Here is a 16441-nt window from a genome sequence, read left to right as displayed (position 1 = left end):
GCCCTGTTTTCGATAAGCAGTCTGGAATACATCATGAAAATTACATTTGATAAAAGAAGTGCCTTAACCGCCTGCACTTCATCGATGATCCTGTTATCGGCAATGCTGGCCTCTCAAGCCGTTTCCGCCCATGGCTACCTGGAAGTGCCGCCTTCGCGCGCATTGGCTTGCCAGAAAGGTTTGAACACCAACTGCGGTGGCGCGCAATACGAGCCGCAGAGTGTCGGTGAAACCTTCAAAGGCTTTCCGGCCGGCGTTGGCGGTACTCCTTTGCAGGGGCCGGTCGATGGCAAGATCGCCAGCGGTGGTCACTCGCTGTTCTCCGCCATGGACGCACAGTCCGCCACCCGTTGGCACCTGACGGAAATCAAGGACCGTAACATCGATTTCAAATGGCATTACACCGCGGTTCACCCCGCGACCAAGCACGAGTATTTCATCACCCGCAACGGCTGGAATCCGAACGAATCGCTCAAACGCGCCACTTTCGAAAGCACGCCGTTCTGCACCATCGACGGCGGCAATCAGCGCCCTGGGTCCAGCGACAAGCACAACTGCAACATTCCTGCAGACAAGTCTGGCCATCACGTGATCCTGGCGATCTGGACCGTGGGCGATACTGATGCTGCGTTCTACAACGCGGCAGACGTGAACATCCTTGCCGAACCGGAGCTGCCGGGCGGCTGGACCTCTGTGGGCAGCATCGCGCCTTCCACCGCGTTGCGGGTGGGTGACAAGGTCAAGGCCCGCGCGTTCACCGCCAATGGCGAGAGCCCGGATTACAGCGTCGAAATCAGCATCGATAACGCTGAAGATGGCACGCCGCAAAACTGGTCGTTCAAGCTGGCTGAAAAAATCAACCAGACCCACACCCTCGTTCGCGCCGGTATCCGTGACGAGAGCGGCAATGTCGAGCCGGTCAAAGGCACCAACAGCCTCTACGCGCAAAAAGAAAGCGGCGTAGTGCGCTACGAAGTGCAACTGGGCATGAAGGAAGACGCCGCTGCTCGCATGTCGGTGGCCTCGCAACAAGCCGAATACGTTCTGGATAAAGGCCAGGCCAAGGTCGAGTTCAGCATGATTTCGAACCGCCCGATGAACGTCGAAGCGACTTTGCTCGATCAGAGCAACAAGCCAGTGGGAACCACTTCGGCTCAGGTGGCCAGTGGCTCCACTTGGCTATCCATGGATGTGCGCAGCAACCCGGGCGCGCACACCCTGACCCTGGTCGGCACCACCCTGGATGGCCGCACGACCCGTCAGGACACCCAGACCACCCAACTGACCGGTGAAGGCGCAGGCGTCGAATACGACTTCGTGTTCCCTGAAGGCCTCAGCGACTACACCGCAGGCACCAAGGTGCTGCAACCGAAGACCAACGAAGTCTTTGAGTGCAAGCCATTCCCCGAGTCGGGTTATTGCAAGCAGTACAGCCCCACCGCCAACGGCTTTGAACCGGGTGTCGGTGCTCACTGGCACATGGCGTGGGACAAGTTGTAAGTCCCACCTTGTAGCACTTCAGGCGATCGGTAGCCGATCGCCTGAAGGTTTATTCCTCTGACGTTGATCGAGTTGAAAATGATGGTTTCGGGTTATTCCAGACAGCGCGTACTGCTGCATTGGTTGTCTGCGGTGGTGATCCTGTGGACCTTGCTGTCTGGTTTTTTTGTCGCCGCTTTCGAGGTGTCAGCGCACATCAAAGAGTCGGTTGCATTCTTCAATGTTTCGCTGACGACAGTGTTCATACCGTTCTATGTACGGCGCCTGTTTCTGTTTTTCTCTCATACCTGTTTTTCGGGCATCAGGACGTTGTCGATTGTCGAAGTACTCGCGTTGTTTGCGCATACATTGATTTACCTCCTCGTCGGTGCCGTTCTGGCGACCGGCGTGTTGATGATGGATCGCCCGATCGATGTATTCGGGGTTGTCGAGATTGCTCAGCCGTTAAGCGATCCACGACTGATCGCTTTGTTCGTCATGGTCCACATGTGGGCGTGTGTGGTGTTGTCACTGTTGATTGCCGCGCACATCGGCGCCGTCATCGTGCATGAGGCCTGCAACCATCGGGTGTTGCGACGGATGTCTTTGCGGCTGTGCGGCAGGCCTGCATCCGGGCGACTCGAGTGAGCCCATGGTGATGTTTTCGCGCGGGCGTTTGACCGGACTTGCTTTGCTCCTAAGCAAGGCGGGCCTGCTGATTGTGCCGCTGGTCTACGGGGCATTTCTGGGCTGGCAGGAGTGGCGCTATCGCGAGCAGCTGACCTCACCAATGCTGGTCGAAACACCGCGAATCGCTCCCGCCCCCCGTCAAGCGCTCGACACAACGGCCGTTGCAACGGTACTCGGCCTGATGACTGGCGCCGAACTGCTGCCAAGTGCCGAACCGTTGACCTTGCAGGCGAGTTTCGTCGTTACCCACGGTTTGTCCCGGGTGTTGCTGGCTGACTCGCAAGGCGCGCGCATCTACCAGGTCGGCGAGCGCTTGCCAGGTGGCAGCGTCTTGCGTCACATCGAGGCCGATCATGCCGTGTTGTGGAGCAAGGGCCGAGAGGAACTGTTGACGCTCCAGACTCCCGTCACGGGTTTTCTGCAACGCCTCGACCCCCACGACAAACCGAAAGTGCCCAGCGTTTCTCCGCGTTTTTTTAGCCCGCTGGCCGGGCCGACAGAGTGATCAAGTTCATGAAAAGCTTTCTCGGTGCACGCGCACTGCGGCCGGTGCTTTTATTCCTCGCCATGGTGGCAACGCTCTACCACGGCGCACCTCAGGCCGAAGAAGAAAAATGGCAACTGGCGATGAACAACGCAGAGCTGCGTGACATCGTCGAAGAGATCTCCGGCATTCTGGGAACCACTGTTGTGCTGGACCCCAAGGTCTCCGGTCGCATCACTGTCATGTCGCGGCAGGCCCTCGATCGTGAAGGGGTGCGTCGGTTGTTCTATTCGGTACTCGACGCCCACCACTTTACGGTGATCGATGAGGGCGACCGGATTCTCATCACCCCGGTCGCCGAGGCCAGGACCCGGGCCGGTCAGGGCACGGTGAAAACCACCACGGCGTCGCAGTTCGTGACCGAAGTCATCGGCTTGAACACCGGCAGCGCCTCCGATATTGCCGGGCTGGTGCGACCGCTGGTCTCTGCCAATGGTTATGTCGGTCCTTCGGTGTCGGCCAACGCGTTGGTGCTGACCGATACGGCCGCCAACGTGAAGCGCATCGCCCGGGTGATCCGCGAACTGGACTCGGGCCAGAACAACCTGCACGCGGTGATTCAGCTCAACCATGCCCAAGCGGGCGATGTCGCGCCGGTGATCGAGGCCTCCATGGGCAAGCGCAATGCCGAGTCAGCGATACAGGTACTGGCCGACACCAGGACCAATCGCCTGATTTTCATTGGCCCGCCGGTCGTTCGCCAGCGCTTGATCGAACTGGCCCGAGGTCTCGATACGCCGGCCACCACGACCCTCGACAATGCCCGGGTGATTCGCCTGCGCCACAGCGATGCCAAGCATTTGGCCGAGATTCTGGAGTCGATGGGGCAGGGCCGAAAGCAAGCTTCCGCCATTGGCGGCACCAAGGACACGTCTGGCGGTGCAACCTTCATGATCAGGGCCGACGAAAGCCAGAATGCACTGGTGCTGATCGCCGAGCCGGCGCAGGTGCGGACCATCGAAAACATCGTGCGTCAGTTGGACCAGCCACGGGCCCAGGTGTTGATTCATGCCGCCATCGTCGAAATCTCCGGAGACATCGCCGAGGCCGTCGGTGTGCAATGGAACCTCAACGCGGGCGATGCCAAGGGCTTCATCAACTTTCCCGGCACCGACATTCCGATTGTCGGCGGGCTGAAGTTCGACGAGAAAAGATCGGCACCGGAAGGGGCGATCCTGCAACTGGGCAGTGACCGCTTCGGTGCGTTGATTTCGGCCCTGGCCAGCAACACCCACAGCAACCTGCTGTCCACGCCGAGCCTGTTGACCCTGGACAATCAGGAAGCGGAAATCATCGTCGGCCAGAACGTGCCGTTCAAGACCGGTTCCTACGCCACCAACAGCAACGGCGCGGAGAATCCGTTCACTACCGTCGAGCGCAAGGACGTCGGCATCAGCCTGAAGATCAAGCCTTACATCAACGAAGGTTCGACGTTGCGCCTGGAAGTCGAGCAGGAAGTGTCGGACATCGCACCGTCGGTGTCGGGTATTGATTCATCGGACCTGATCACCAACAAGCGCGCGCTCAAAAGCACCATCCTCGCCGACGATGGCGAAATCATCGTGATCGGCGGCCTGATCAGAGACAGCGTGCGCACGCAGAAAAGCGGCGTGCCGCTGTTGCGTGACATTCCCTATCTCGGTGCGATGTTTCGCTGGAGCCGCGACACCCAGACCAAAAGCAATCTGATGGTGTTCTTGCGCCCGACCATTGTGCGCAGCAAGGAAGACCTGTCCCAGGTCAGCCAGCAGCGTTACAACGCGCTGCGTGACTTGAGCAAATCAGGGGCGGGGGAAAACAACTCGTTGTTGTTGCCGTCCGAGGCGCGCGGGTTGTTCGAGCCGGCCATCGACGCGCCAGTGTTCGATTTACGCAGCAAGGCGCAGTAAATCCATGAGCGAACTCTGCGAGCAATTGCCCTTCGGCTTCGCCCGACGCTTTGGTGTGTTGCTGGAGCGTGATAGTGACAACCTGCGCCTTGCCCTGCGTGCCGATGCGCCGCTCACCGCATTGGCGGAAGCGCGCCGGGTGTGCGGGCGGGCGCTGCCGGTGCAAATCGTCGGGGCCGATGAGTACGCCGCGCGCCTGGTGGCGGCCTATCGCGAAGGGCACAGCGCGATGGAGCAGGTTGCCCAAGGGCTGGACGAAGAGCTGGACTTGCTCAGCCTGGTCGATCAAGTCCCGCAAACTGCCGACCTGCTGGAGCAACAGGGCGATGCGCCAATCATTCGCCTGATCAACGCGCTGCTCGGTGAAGCGGTACGCGAGCACGCCTCGGACGTTCATCTGGAAACCTTCGAGCAGTACCTGTCGGTGCGTATGCGGGTCGATGGCCAACTGCGTGAAATGCTCAGGCCCAAGCGCGAACTGGCGACGCTGCTGGTGTCGCGGATCAAGGTCATGGCGCGTCTGGACATCGCGGAAAAACGCGTGCCCCAGGATGGGCGAATGGCCTTGCGCCTGGCCGGGCATGAAGTCGATGTGCGGGTCTCGACGCTGCCTTCGGCCCACGGTGAACGGGTGGTGCTGCGTCTGCTCGACAAGCAGGCCGGGCGCCTGGACCTGCATCGGCTGGGCATGCCGGACGCGACCCTCGTGGCCCTGCGCCAGTTGCTGGGTAAACCCCACGGCATCCTGCTGGTGACCGGGCCGACCGGGTCCGGCAAGACCACCAGCCTGTACGCCGCTCTGAGCAGCCTGAATGACCAGACCCGCAACATCCTGACCGTCGAAGACCCTATCGAATATCACCTGCCCGGTGTCGGCCAGATGCCGGTCAATCCGAAAGTGGACATGACCTTTGCCCGAGGCCTGCGGGCGATTTTGCGCCAGGACCCGGACGTGGTGATGGTCGGCGAAATCCGCGACCGCGAAACCGCCGAAATCGCTGTCCAGGCGTCCTTGACCGGACATCTGGTGCTCTCGACCTTGCACACCAACAGCGCGGCCGGCGCCGTCACACGGCTGGTGGACATGGGCGTCGATGCCTACCTGCTGGCGTCCTCGCTGGTAGGCATTCTGGCCCAGCGCCTGCTGCGCACTCTGTGCCCCCATTGCAAGGTTTCGTACATCGCCGACGCGGCCGCATGCCAGCGCCTGGGGCTCGACACGGACACACCACACACACTGTTCAAAGCCTCGGGCTGTGAACAGTGCCAACACGGTTATCGCGGGCGCATCGGCATTTACGAACTGATCAGCGTGACGCCCGCCGTCTCGGCGCTGATCCATCAGGGCGCCCATGAGCAAGTCCTGGTCGACGAAGCGCGCAAGGTCTCGGGCAGCCTGTTCCAGGACGGTCGCCAGCGGGTGCTGGAAGGATTGACCAGCCTCGATGAGTTACTGCGTGTGACACAGGAGAACTGACCGGTGCCGACCTTCGATTACCGCGCCCACGATGCCCGGGGACGCTCCTGCAAGGGACGACTGGAGGCCGATGGACCCCGCCATGCGCGACAGTTGTTGCGTGAGCGTGGACTGTGGCCGCGTGTCTTGATCGAGGTCAGCGCTGGCAGCGGTGCAGGCAAACCATCGCGTGGCGGACGCCTGAGCGCTGCTGATCTGGCGCTGTTGACGTTGCAACTGTCAACGCTGGTTCAGGCTGGACTGCCCCTGGAGGAAGCGCTCGAAGCAGTGGCCAGGCAAAGCTCAAAACCCAGGGTCGCAGGCCTGTTGTCGGCGGTCAGGAGCCGGGTGATGGAAGGTCATGCACTGGCCTCGGCACTGGGACAATATCCCAAGGCCTTCCCCGAATTGTTCCGCGCCACCGTGGCCGCCGGCGAACGTTCGGGGCATTTGGGCCATGTGCTGGAGCAACTGGCGGCCTACACCCAGGCCCGCCAGGCCTCGCGGCAAAAGATCCAGATGGCCCTGGTGTACCCGTTGATCCTGATGTTAGCCAGCGTGGCGATCGTCGGTTTTCTGCTCGGCTATGTGGTGCCGGATGTGGTGAAGATCTTCGTCGACAGCGGCCAGCCCTTGCCCTGGCTGACCCAGGCACTGATTAGCGTGAGCAACGGCCTGCGCAACCATTTCCTGTTGTTGATCAGCGTGCTGGCGACGCTGTTCGGCCTGTGGCGCTGGAGCTGGCAGCAGCCGCAGTGGCGTCTGCGCTGGCATCGTTGGCTGCTGAATGCGCCCGTCATCGGTGAAGTGCTGCGTGCCATGGAAGCCGCACGGTTTGCCAGCACCCTGGCCATTCTCGGCAAAAGTGCCGTGCCGTTGGTGGACGCACTGGAAATTGCCGCCGCGGTCATCGGCAACCTGACCATCCGCGCGCGGATGGTCGATGTCGCCCGCTCGGTCCGCGAAGGCGGAACGCTGACCCGTGGCCTGGAACTGAGCGGCGACATTCCACCGATGATGCTGCACATGATCGCCAGCGGTGAACGTGCCGGCGAACTCGACCGCATGCTGGCCCGGGCCGCCGAACAACAGGAAAACAGCCTCGCCGCGCGCATTGCGCTGGTGGTGAGCCTCTTCGAACCGGCCATGCTGGTGTTGATGGGCGGCGTCGTACTGCTGATCGTCATGGCCATCCTGCTCCCGATTCTCAGCCTCAACCAATTGGTGAATTGATCCATGCAACCTGTCCGCAGAAACTTCCGTTCCCAGTGCCATGCTGGCCCATCAAGACAGTGTCGAGACGAACGAAAATATGTGGCGAGGGAGCTTGCACCCGCTGGGTCGCGCAGCGGCCCCCCGACAAGCTCCCTCGCCACGGGCGCGGTGTCGCGCCAGCGCGGTTTTACCCTGATCGAAATCATGGTGGTGGTGGTCATCATCGGCGTACTGGGGGCCATCGTGGTGCCGCAGTTCATGAGCCGCCCCGATCAGGCCAAGGTCACCGCCGCCAGAATCGATATCCAGGCCATCGCCACCGCCCTGGAAATGTATCGCCTCGACAACGCCCATTACCCTTCGACCCAGCAGGGCCTGGAAGCGTTGGTCAAACGTCCCTCCGGACTGCCCGCGGCCCGCGGCTGGAACCCTCAGGGTTACCTCAAGAACATGCCGGTCGACCCGTGGAGCACGCCTTACCAGTACCTCAATCCGGGTGTGCGTTCGGCGGATGGCACCTACGACCTGTATTCCCTGGGCGCCGATGGCGTCGCGGGCGGCGAAGGGTTTGCAGCCGAAATCGGCAACTGGAGCAATTGATCCGTGGGTTACCGCTGCCGGGGGTTTACCTTGCTGGAATTGATGATCGTGATTGTCGTGGTCGGCGTTTTGCTGGGCATGGTGAGCCTCGTCGGTGGGGGCAGTCCCGCACGCCAGGCCAGGCAGGAAGCCGAGGCGATGGTGCAGGTGATTCATCAGTTGCGTGAGCGTGCGGTGTTCGAGGGCCAGGAGTATGGCTTGCGGCTGAGTACCGATGGCCACCGGGTGATGCGTCGGAGTGTTCGTGGGTGGGAGCCGGTAGCGGCGCTTTCTACCTGGCCCCGGAGCGTGCGGCCACGCTTGAAGGAGGACGGTTACTCGATAGACCTGGGGGCTGACGAAGGTCCCCCGCAGTTGCTGCTGCTCGGCAACGATGAAACCAGTGCCTTCACGTTGACCTTCGAGTCTGGCAGCAGGACCTTGTTGAGCCTGTCCGGCGATGGCATCGGCGAGGTGGCGATCGATGGCTAGCCGGCCATCCTTGTCGTCCATGGACGGCTTCACGCTGCTGGAGATCATGGTGGCCCTGGCGGTTTTCGCGACATTGGCAGCTGCCGTGCTGTCGGCCAGTCAATACGTGGTGAAGCAGCGCGGTGCTGTCGAGACGCGACTGTTCGCGGCGTGGCTGGCGGACAACCGCTTGAACGAATTGCGCCTGCAATCCGGCTTGGCGGCCGGGCAGCAACAACAGGTCGTGTCGATGGATCGGCGCGACTGGGTGCTGCATCAGCACATCAATGCGACCGGCGATTCGCGATTGCTCAAGGTCGATGTTCAGGTCAGCCCCGGGAACAGTGCGTACGTTTTACATCGTGCCAGCGGCTGGGTACTCGTGGGACATGAGTAAGCAGCGCGGGTTTACCTTGCTGGAACTGGTCATCGCCCTGGCGATCTTCGCCGTGCTGGGGCTGGCCAGTTGGGGCTTGTTCGATAGCGTGGTGCGGGTGCAACAGGGCACGACGGCCCACGAGCGAGAACTCCGGAACCTGCAACGAGCCGTGGCGGTGATCGAGCGCGATCTGCTGCACGTTACTGCTCAATCGATGGTGCTCGCCCCGCCGCTGTTGCAGTTCCAGCGCAGTCACTGGCGCAATCCTCTGGACCAGCCTCGCAGTGAGCGCCAGGCGCTGACCTATCGACTCGACGACGGCGTGTTGTGGCGCGAAAGCCAGGGCGAAGGCACGGAGCTCGTGCAGCGGCAAAAACTCCTGGAAGGGGTGCGCGAGTTGCGCTGGCGTCTGTTCGACAGGCAGTCCGGCTGGGTTGTTGATTGGCCGGCCGGGCAGAACGCGAAGGCGCCCATGGCGCTGGAGGTGCAAGTGTCGGTCGGGCGCTTCGAATCGATTCGTCGGGTGTTGCCGATGCCGGGTGCATTGCCATGAACGGGCGCCAACGTGGCATTGCGTTGATCAGTGTATTGCTGGTCATGAGCCTCGCGTTGTTGATCACCGGGGGCTTGTTGCGCAGCCATCACCTGTCGCTGCAAAGCTCCGGGCAACAGTTGCAGCAGATACCCCTGCGCCAACTCGCAACGGGCGGGGAAACCTGGGCGTTGTTGCTGTTGCGCGACGCGTTGCAAGACACGAAGAAACCCGTCGAGCGGGTTCAAGGCTGGACGGCCATGTCACCGGGTTTCGACGTTGAAGATGCGCAAATCCGCATCGATATCGACGACCTCGGCGGGCGCTTCAATCTCAATGCTTTGTTACGCCAGGGGCAGGTGGATCAGGTCACCCTCAACCGTTGGGCGCGCCTGCTCGAGCTGCTCGATCTTGCTCCTCTGCAACTGAGCCAGGTCGGGCCGCTGCGGGAACTGAGCCAATTGCGCTTGCTGCCTGGCGTTGACGCTAGCCTGTTGCAGCGGCTGGAGCCCTGGGTGGCGATGCTGCCGACCGATGCCGCCTTGAACATCAACACCGCACCGGCCCTGCTGTTGAGAACACTCGGAGAGGTGGACGCCGCGACCGCCGATGCATTGGCGCGCCAGGCAGCGATGGCGCCCTGGGCGAGCGTCCAGGCATTCACGCAGGACCCGTTGCTCTCCGGGCAGGGCGTGAGCAGTCACGGACTCGGAACCCATAGCCGCTGGTATCGGATCAGCGTGCAGGTGACCCGGGATGGGCGCGAACTGCACCTGGCCACGGATGTCGGGCACGACCCCGAGACTCAACAACTGACGGTGCTGCAACGACGTTTTCTTCCCATGATTCGCCACGAGAGGCCGCGATGAATACTTGGCTTTACCTGACCGCCGATGGCCAGGACGCGCCATCCAGCCTTTGGCCTTGCGCCCTGTGGTCACAAACCGGTCAACGCCAGTCGATGCCACTGAATCAGGCAGCCTCGGCATTGAAGGGGCAGGCGGTCGATGTGCTGCTGCCCATGGAAATGTGCAGTTGGGTACGCAGCGACCCGTGGCCGGCCCGGCGCAAGCCCCAGCCCCAGGCCATTGCCTACGCCGTGGAAGATCAACTGAGTGAAGTGCTGGAGGTTGTGCATCTGAGCGTTGGCGCTCGTGATCGTGACGGCTGCTACCCGGTCATGGTCATTGGCCGGGAGCGGTTGGCCGCCGTGCTCGCTTTGCTGCGCGAGGCGGGTATAGAGGTGCGCGGGGTTTTCGTCGATGCCGATGTGCTGTCCGGCGATCAACCGTGCGGTGCATGGTGGTTTGGTCGCTGGTTGTTGGGTGGAGGCCTGTCGGCGCGCCTGGCATTGTCGCAAGACCACCTGACGCTGCTTTCCCCGTTATTGCCCAGGGACATGCAATGGCTGGACGAGCGTGAGGACCCCGCTGCAATCGATCAATGCTTGAGCCGTCGTCCGACCCAGGCCATCAACCTGTTGCAAGGCGCGTTCGCCCCAAGGGGCAAGCGCCTGCCCCTGCGTGCCGGCGGGTTGGCGCTGTTGATGCTGGCGCTGTTGAGCTGGGGCGCCAATGAAGCGCGAATCGGCTTCCTCGAAAACGAGGTCCGCCATCTCACCAGCCAAAATGAACAGCGATTCAAGGCGCTTTACCCTGATCAGAGCCGCATCGTCGACATGGCCGCGCAACTCAAGGCGCTGCAAAGCCAGCCTGTTGAAGCGCAATACACACGTATTGCAGGGCTGGTTCGTTTGATTGAGCAAGTGATCGGCGCCAGTCCGGTCGAGGTCCAGCGCATCGACTTTCGGGAGGGCGAAGGCTGGAAAATCCAGCTGACCGCCAGCAGCTTTGCCGAACTGGAGCAATTGCGTGAGCGGGGGCGACAGCAAGGGATGCCCGTCAGGCTCGATAGCGCGAACAAAGCCGCTGATAGGGTGCATGCCACCCTCATCGTGGAGGACGAGGCATGAAGCAGATCTGGCGGCGAATTTCCTCGCGCGAACAAACGCTGTTGCGGGTGTTGGGCGTGTTTTTATTGACGGTTGTGGCCTTCAGCCTGATCTGGCAGCCGACCCGGCAGCGGCTGGAAGCCGTTGAGCGGCAACATCAGCAGCAAGTGGGACTGGCCGCGCAATTGCAGCGGGCGTCACCGCGTAGCCATGTCGCCGTTGGCACCGATCAGCCGCTATCTCTGCGCGTCAGCGAAAGCGCCACGGCGGCGGGGCTGGAAATCCGGCAGATGGAGACCGACAGCGATCTGTTGCGCCTGACTCTCAATGGCAATTCACAAACATTGCTGCAGTGGCTCGATGGCATGGAGCGCAGCGGTGTCGCGCTGCAATCGCTGACGTTGGAAAAACGTGACGATGCCCTGGAGGCGCGGCTGGTGCTCAGATAGTCGAGGTGTGCTGTGGCAACAGCGGCAACTTCGCCAGCTTCAATGCGATCAGCAGCGCAATCACCAGCAGCGTGCCGATGAACAGCCCGATTCCGTTCCAGCCACCCAGATGCCAGAACACGCCGCCCGCCGTGCCTGCAATGCTCGACCCGGCGTAGTAGCTGAACAGGTACAGCGACGACGCCTGCCCCTTGGCCTTGGTGGCGCGGCGGCCGATCCAGCTGCTGGCCACCGAGTGGGCACCGAAGAAACCGAAGGTGAACACCAGCATGCCGATGATCACCAGCGGCAGCGGCGTGAACATTGTCAGGGCAAGGCCGGCGATCATTAGTGCAATGGTGCTCCAGAGCATTTTGCGTCGACCGAGTTTGTCGGCCAGGGCGCCGATTTTCGCCGAGCTGTAGATGCCCGACAGGTACACCACCGAGAGCATGCCGACGAACGCCTGTTCCATGTGATAGGGCGCCGCCAGCAAGCGATAGCCGATGTAGTTGAACAACGTGACAAACGCGCCCATCAGTACGAAGGCCTCGAGGAACAGCAGCGGCAGGCCGGCGTCGCGAAAGTGCATGGTGAAGCCGTCGAGCAGGCTGCGCGGGTGCAGCGAGCGGGCGCGGAAGTTGCGCGACTCGGGGAGGATTTTCCAGAATACCGCTGCCGCAATCAGGGCCAGGCCCCCAATCACCAGCATTGCCGTGTGCCAACTGACAAAGTCGATCAACACCCCGGTAATCAGGCGCCCGCTCATCCCGCCAATCGCGTTGCCGCCGATGTACAGGCCCATCGCCAGGCCAATGTGCTGCGGGTGGATCTCTTCACTCAGGTACGTCATGGCAACCGCCGCCAGACCACTCAATGACAGGCCCACCAACGCCCGCATCGCCAGCACCGCGTGCCAGCTCGGCAGCATGGCGCTGGCAATGGTGCACAGGGCGGCGGCGAACAGTGCGGCGACCATCACCGGTTTGCGCCCGACGCGGTCGGAGATCGGCCCCGTGATCAGCAGGCCGAATGCGAGCATGCCGGTGGCTACAGAGAGGATCAGGCTGCTTTGCGCCGCGTTGATGGAATATTCGTGGGACAGCAGCGGCATCATCGGTTGCACGCAGTAGAGCAGGGCGAAGGTGGCGAAGCCGCCGCAGAACAGTGCCAGCACGGTGCGCATGAACGCCGGCGTGCCTTTTTCGATGTAGATCTCCGCTAACTCAACGGCGATAGCGTCCGGCGCTACGGGAGGAACTTCATGGGCGAGTGGAGCGACAGCAGTTTTCACGGGGGACCTCGGAGGACGCAGCCGGTCAGGCAATGAAAAAAAGCATATAGCTGGCTAATGATTCAATCCAATATATTGTTCGACCTAATTGATAGCTTCTACGACCTAATGGGGTTTTCATGGAATTGCGTCATCTGCGCTACTTCATCGCCGTCGCCGAAGAACTGCACTTCGGCCGCGCCGCACAGGTGTTGGGCATCTCCCAGCCGCCGCTGAGCCAGCAAATTCAGGCGCTGGAACAGGAAGTTGGCGCACGGCTGTTCGAGCGTACCAATCGTCGGGTCGAGCTGAGCGAGGCCGGTCGGCTGTTCCTGGAAGAGGCGCGGCTGGTGCTGGCGCAGGTCGACAAAGCGGCGGATGTCGCGCGACGGGCGCAACTGGGCGAGTTGGGCGAGCTGAAAATCGGTTTCACCTCGTCGGCACCCTTCAACTCGACCATTCCCCAGGCGATTTTCTCTTTTCGTCAGCGCTTCCCGGCGGTGCACCTGAACCTGCGGGAAATGAGCAGCACCCAAGTGGCCGAAGCGCTGGTGGACGAGTCGATTGAAGTCGGGATCATGCGCCCGCTCGGGTTGCCGGATTGCCTCAGTGTGGTCGAGTTGATGCGTGAACCGCTGGTTGCGGTGCTCAGTTCCAAGCACCCACTGGTGCATGGCAGTGACGAGGGCTTGTTTCTGTCAGCCCTGGCCCTCGAACCCTTTGTGTTTTTTCCACGCAGCTATGGCAGTGGCCTGTATGCGCAGCTGCTCAGCCTGGCCCGGGACGCCGGTTTCAGCCCGCACTTCGCCCAGGAGGCCGGAGAGGCGATGACCATCATCGGGCTGGTGGCGGCAGGGCTTGGTGTGTCGGTGTTGCCGGCGTCTTATCAGCGGATGCGTATTGATGGCGTGGTCTACCGGCCGCTGCTCGATCCGGCGGCGGTATCGGCGGTGTGGCTGGTGCAGCGCAAGGATCAGAAATCGGCGATGGCGCGGGCGTTTGTGGAGTTGTTGACGCGTAAAGTTGAGTCCAAAGCGTAAGGATATCTTGATGATGCTCTATTAGCTTAACTTGCAAGCGTTGGGCCGTCACCAATGGTGCCAAGTGTGAGTTGGTCATTTTCTTCGCGAGGCGAATTTTTTGTAAAAATTTAATTGGTGAATTACATAGGTAGTAAATGTGATGAAGTAAAGTGCGGAAATGCCTAAGTGATTTGGAGTGAGCCAGTAATTAATAGATCCAATAAGCAATGCTGATGAGGCTGTTGTTGAAAATAATGCCAAGGCGGTTGAGACAATATTGGTTGTCTTTTGGTGGTGTAGCTGTTTGTAAAGCGGATTTTGGATGATGGACAATAATAACAGTATGGCAAGCAATCCGGTCATAGAGACTAATGGGATTGCTACCGTGTCTTGCATGGTAGGATAAATGCCGTTTGTGTAATTTAAAATAACGATGTAACAACCCGCAACTGAAGAGATTGGCAGCATTGTGAGGTACAGTGTTCGAAAGTACTTATTGATCATGGTTATAGTGCCCTGCTGATAATGAAAAAGGCAGTCAGATATTATTTGACTGCCTGGATGTTGTTAGAATGGTTGAACTTTATGTCCTCTGCCAGCTAAATGTATTTTGTGTTCGCCTGAAATATCTATTTCAAAACCGGTTCCCGGTAGTGCCCTGCCGGCAGTGGTTAAGTGTTCTAATGCAGGAGGTCTGTCACTCTCGTTGAAGTCGTATTTGTCATGGTAGGCTTTTATTACACCAATGAATCGCCAGGAATCATCGTGACTTCGTATAAAGTCTCCTGCCATGCTCAAAGTAATTCTGCCCAGATAAGCCCAGGTCGCAAGGTTATCGTTAAATGTGTCGTATCCAACGCGCGGGTCGACAAGATTATATACACCAGGTAGTTTTGTGTGTTCAATCGCCTGTCTTAATAATGGTAGTTTATGCTCTAAAATATTAAGTCCGATGGTGTTGATGTCGACTTCAAGCTTTTGCCCTTTACCCCATAGGTAATGTCCAAGTGCCTTGACAGGGCTGAACGTGCCTCCAGAAAGTTTTGGGGTTTCCAGCTTGTATGAAGTGCTGTCTGCATGCCCGGAGCTGGCGACTGCAATAATAGCTTCTCTTGAGCTGAAACCGCTTTTTTGTAGAGCGTCAGCCAAGCTAAAATTCACGATTTTATTTTTGAAAAGGTCATCGTTGATTCTCCAGTGTGGATCTACCCATCCACGATCGCTTTCCACGATATGCCAAATATCTTTTACTGCGCCATATGCATCGTTTTTGTTCAATGCTTTATCTAGGATTCTCAAGTTGAAAGTAAACTCGTCAAGTCCCGTTTGCCGCTTTATCATGTCGATGTTGTAGAATTTTTTATCTTCCGTAACCACCTCGGGTTGAGGTGGAGGAAAAACGTAGGTGCCATCAATAATGATCCCGTCTGTAGACCAATATCCACCTGATGATCCTCTCCATGTTCCAATAATGTCTGTGGCGGGTAAGTTGATTCCATTTTGAGCCATTACCTACATCCTTGTTCGGTATTGATTTATGGGGTTCTGAGTTTTTTGTTCAGACTCCTCGGTAATTAAGCATGAACAAGAAAAGTGCTCAATGGGGTAAGTGTACGCTCGGAAACGTATTACAAAGATTGCGGAATGATCCGATGATCCGGGTTTTCTTGGTTCTGATTAATGAAGCTACGATCTCGGTCGAGTAATCAGAGAAGTATCCACCTCGCCATATGCAAAGTTGTTGTTGCTATTTTACCGATTACTCATCTGCTGAGCTCGCCGCGAAGGTAATCGAGCCTGCTCGCAAAAGCGTCTGCAAGAACACTAAAAAATCAGCTATCTGGAACGAGGATGTATCATCCCCTTCGGAATACTTCACCAGCAATCGTGGGACATTTCTGAAATCCTGCGCAAAGGCTACAGCGCCTTGCGGCCTTGCCTACAACTACTCCAGAATCCGCCGGCTTGTGCGCTTTGAGGGCCATCGCTAACTTGATTCGCGTCACTGATGGTCAGTGATCGGGTTTAGCAGCCCGTATCGAAGTAAAGCGCATTTGCGCTCCTGATAGGCAGGTATGTCCATACCTGCCCTTGACGGTAGCTGTGCGCAGGGCGCCTTCGGGCGCGCCGGTTTCGCTTCGGCCGGTCTGCTAACCTGCGTACAGCTGCCACCCTGATGATCAGTAGCGATTCGGTGTGGCCGCCCACTTTCAGGACGCTGAATCATGACCAATACGCCAAACCCACCGGATACCGATCGGGACGCGCCACACCAACCCAGCCCTCTCTTCCTCATCGCGCCCGATATCGATAACCACACCCTGCTGGAATACGCCTGCGTGTCGCTGGCCTCGGCAAACGTCATGGCGAGTGACTTCGCCAGAGACCTGAAGGGATCGCAGGGCCACACCCTGCTGGGCATTCAGCAATCGATCATGCTGGGGGAAATGGCGGTGAATCGGGTGTTGGATAACCTTGATCCACCATGACCGATCCGGGTGTCAGAGCCCCTGTAGGAGCGAGCTTGCTCGCG

At 59.6% G+C, this 16441-nt stretch carries 18 protein-coding genes; 15 read left to right on the top strand and 3 right to left on the bottom strand.

The features are described 5' to 3' along the window. The first annotated feature begins 33 nt into the window (after positions 1 to 33). From gbpA to AC07XF_RS21395, 13 genes are all read left to right on the top strand, one after another. On the top strand, positions 34 to 1500 hold the full coding sequence (gene gbpA / locus AC07XF_RS21455) for an N-acetylglucosamine-binding protein GbpA (protein ID WP_495028065.1): 1467 nt from the start codon (positions 34 to 36) through the stop codon (positions 1498 to 1500). 78 nt (positions 1501 to 1578) lie between these two features. After that, positions 1579 to 2127 carry a cytochrome b gene (locus AC07XF_RS21450; protein ID WP_495028064.1) on the top strand — a complete coding sequence of 183 codons (549 nt, stop codon included), beginning with the start codon at positions 1579 to 1581 and terminating at the stop codon, positions 2125 to 2127. A 4-nt stretch (positions 2128 to 2131) separates the two neighbouring features. Then, on the top strand, positions 2132 to 2674 hold the full coding sequence (locus tag AC07XF_RS21445; protein WP_495028063.1) for a hypothetical protein: 543 nt from the start codon (positions 2132 to 2134) through the stop codon (positions 2672 to 2674). An 8-nt stretch (positions 2675 to 2682) separates the two neighbouring features. Next, complete coding sequence (gspD, locus tag AC07XF_RS21440; RefSeq protein WP_495028062.1) at positions 2683 to 4602, top strand: type II secretion system secretin GspD; 1920 nt, start codon at positions 2683 to 2685, stop codon at positions 4600 to 4602. A 4-nt stretch (positions 4603 to 4606) separates the two neighbouring features. Then, positions 4607 to 6079 carry a type II secretion system ATPase GspE gene (gspE, locus tag AC07XF_RS21435; protein ID WP_495028061.1) on the top strand — a complete coding sequence of 491 codons (1473 nt, stop codon included), beginning with the start codon at positions 4607 to 4609 and terminating at the stop codon, positions 6077 to 6079. A 3-nt stretch (positions 6080 to 6082) separates the two neighbouring features. Beyond that, positions 6083 to 7291 (top strand): type II secretion system inner membrane protein GspF, encoded by a 1209-nt coding sequence (gene gspF, locus AC07XF_RS21430; RefSeq protein WP_495028060.1) that lies wholly within the window; start codon positions 6083 to 6085, stop codon positions 7289 to 7291. Positions 7292 to 7441: 150 nt separating this feature from the next. Then, the gene (gspG, locus tag AC07XF_RS21425) at positions 7442 to 7873 is read left to right on the top strand and encodes a type II secretion system major pseudopilin GspG (RefSeq protein WP_495028059.1); all 432 of its coding nucleotides are present in this window, start codon (positions 7442 to 7444) and stop codon (positions 7871 to 7873) included. Positions 7874 to 7876: 3 nt separating this feature from the next. Continuing rightward, positions 7877 to 8344 (top strand): type II secretion system minor pseudopilin GspH, encoded by a 468-nt coding sequence (gene gspH / locus AC07XF_RS21420; RefSeq protein WP_495028058.1) that lies wholly within the window; start codon positions 7877 to 7879, stop codon positions 8342 to 8344. Continuing rightward, positions 8337 to 8720 (top strand): type II secretion system minor pseudopilin GspI, encoded by a 384-nt coding sequence (gene gspI / locus AC07XF_RS21415; protein ID WP_495028057.1) that lies wholly within the window; start codon positions 8337 to 8339, stop codon positions 8718 to 8720. The genes gspH and gspI overlap by 8 nt, the downstream gene beginning before the upstream one ends. Beyond that, positions 8713 to 9255 carry a type II secretion system protein GspJ gene (locus AC07XF_RS21410; RefSeq protein ID WP_495028056.1) on the top strand — a complete coding sequence of 181 codons (543 nt, stop codon included), beginning with the start codon at positions 8713 to 8715 and terminating at the stop codon, positions 9253 to 9255. The genes gspI and AC07XF_RS21410 overlap by 8 nt, the downstream gene beginning before the upstream one ends. After that, complete coding sequence (locus AC07XF_RS21405; RefSeq protein WP_495028055.1) at positions 9252 to 10103, top strand: type II secretion system protein GspK; 852 nt, start codon at positions 9252 to 9254, stop codon at positions 10101 to 10103. Before AC07XF_RS21410 ends, AC07XF_RS21405 begins: the two co-directional genes overlap by 4 nt. Then, positions 10100 to 11206: a type II secretion system protein GspL gene (gene gspL, locus AC07XF_RS21400; protein ID WP_495028054.1), complete on the top strand. Its 1107-nt coding sequence runs from the start codon at positions 10100 to 10102 to the stop codon at positions 11204 to 11206. Before AC07XF_RS21405 ends, gspL begins: the two co-directional genes overlap by 4 nt. Next, positions 11203 to 11634, top strand: a complete 432-nt coding sequence (locus AC07XF_RS21395; protein ID WP_495028053.1) for a type II secretion system protein M — start codon at positions 11203 to 11205, stop codon at positions 11632 to 11634. Before gspL ends, AC07XF_RS21395 begins: the two co-directional genes overlap by 4 nt. On the opposite strand, the gene AC07XF_RS21390 is transcribed toward AC07XF_RS21395, so the two are convergent. Then, the gene (locus AC07XF_RS21390) at positions 11627 to 12907 is read right to left on the bottom strand and encodes an MFS transporter (RefSeq protein ID WP_495028052.1); all 1281 of its coding nucleotides are present in this window, start codon (positions 12905 to 12907) and stop codon (positions 11627 to 11629) included. The two genes, AC07XF_RS21395 and AC07XF_RS21390, sit on opposite strands and share 8 nt — an antisense overlap. 119 nt (positions 12908 to 13026) lie before the next feature. Here AC07XF_RS21390 and AC07XF_RS21385 point away from each other — a divergent pair, with 119 nt between their 5' ends. Continuing rightward, complete coding sequence (locus AC07XF_RS21385) at positions 13027 to 13926, top strand: LysR family transcriptional regulator (protein ID WP_495028051.1); 900 nt, start codon at positions 13027 to 13029, stop codon at positions 13924 to 13926. Positions 13927 to 14001: 75 nt separating this feature from the next. Here the strand turns inward: AC07XF_RS21385 and AC07XF_RS21380 are convergent, their stop codons facing one another. Further along, positions 14002 to 14412, bottom strand: a complete 411-nt coding sequence (locus tag AC07XF_RS21380; protein WP_495028050.1) for a hypothetical protein — start codon at positions 14410 to 14412, stop codon at positions 14002 to 14004. A gap of 63 nt (positions 14413 to 14475) precedes the next feature. Further along, positions 14476 to 15417 (bottom strand): lipid II-degrading bacteriocin, encoded by a 942-nt coding sequence (locus tag AC07XF_RS21375; RefSeq protein ID WP_495028049.1) that lies wholly within the window; start codon positions 15415 to 15417, stop codon positions 14476 to 14478. 716 nt (positions 15418 to 16133) lie between these two features. Here AC07XF_RS21375 and AC07XF_RS21370 point away from each other — a divergent pair. Then, entirely contained in the window at positions 16134 to 16397 is a 264-nt protein-coding gene (locus tag AC07XF_RS21370) for a DUF6124 family protein (protein WP_429489062.1), read from the top strand. Positions 16398 to 16441 lie beyond the last annotated feature (44 nt).

This window comes from Pseudomonas sp. GW821-FHT01C01 (assembly GCF_059422645.1).
Note: the sequence above shows the minus strand (reverse complement) of the source record. Positions and strands in the feature narration are given on the sequence as shown.

Excerpts from the sequence above, each read along its gene's own strand:
- AC07XF_RS21410 (WP_495028056.1), top strand. The coding sequence starts at position 8,713 with ATGAGTAAGCAGCGCGGGTTTACCTTGCTGGAACTGGTCATCGCCCTG.
- AC07XF_RS21450 (WP_495028064.1), top strand. The coding sequence starts at position 1,579 with ATGATGGTTTCGGGTTATTCCAGACAGCGCGTACTGCTGCATTGGTTG.
- AC07XF_RS21380 (WP_495028050.1), bottom strand. The coding sequence starts at position 14,412 with ATGATCAATAAGTACTTTCGAACACTGTACCTCACAATGCTGCCAATC.
- AC07XF_RS21370 (WP_429489062.1), top strand. The coding sequence starts at position 16,134 with ATGACCAATACGCCAAACCCACCGGATACCGATCGGGACGCGCCACAC.
- AC07XF_RS21405 (WP_495028055.1), top strand. The coding sequence starts at position 9,252 with ATGAACGGGCGCCAACGTGGCATTGCGTTGATCAGTGTATTGCTGGTC.
- gspL (WP_495028054.1), top strand. The coding sequence starts at position 10,100 with ATGAATACTTGGCTTTACCTGACCGCCGATGGCCAGGACGCGCCATCC.
- AC07XF_RS21445 (WP_495028063.1), top strand. The coding sequence starts at position 2,132 with ATGGTGATGTTTTCGCGCGGGCGTTTGACCGGACTTGCTTTGCTCCTA.
- AC07XF_RS21375 (WP_495028049.1), bottom strand. The coding sequence starts at position 15,417 with ATGGCTCAAAATGGAATCAACTTACCCGCCACAGACATTATTGGAACA.
- gspI (WP_495028057.1), top strand. The coding sequence starts at position 8,337 with ATGGCTAGCCGGCCATCCTTGTCGTCCATGGACGGCTTCACGCTGCTG.
- gspE (WP_495028061.1), top strand. The coding sequence starts at position 4,607 with ATGAGCGAACTCTGCGAGCAATTGCCCTTCGGCTTCGCCCGACGCTTT.
- gspD (WP_495028062.1), top strand. The coding sequence starts at position 2,683 with ATGAAAAGCTTTCTCGGTGCACGCGCACTGCGGCCGGTGCTTTTATTC.
- AC07XF_RS21395 (WP_495028053.1), top strand. The coding sequence starts at position 11,203 with ATGAAGCAGATCTGGCGGCGAATTTCCTCGCGCGAACAAACGCTGTTG.
- AC07XF_RS21385 (WP_495028051.1), top strand. The coding sequence starts at position 13,027 with ATGGAATTGCGTCATCTGCGCTACTTCATCGCCGTCGCCGAAGAACTG.
- gbpA (WP_495028065.1), top strand. The coding sequence starts at position 34 with ATGAAAATTACATTTGATAAAAGAAGTGCCTTAACCGCCTGCACTTCA.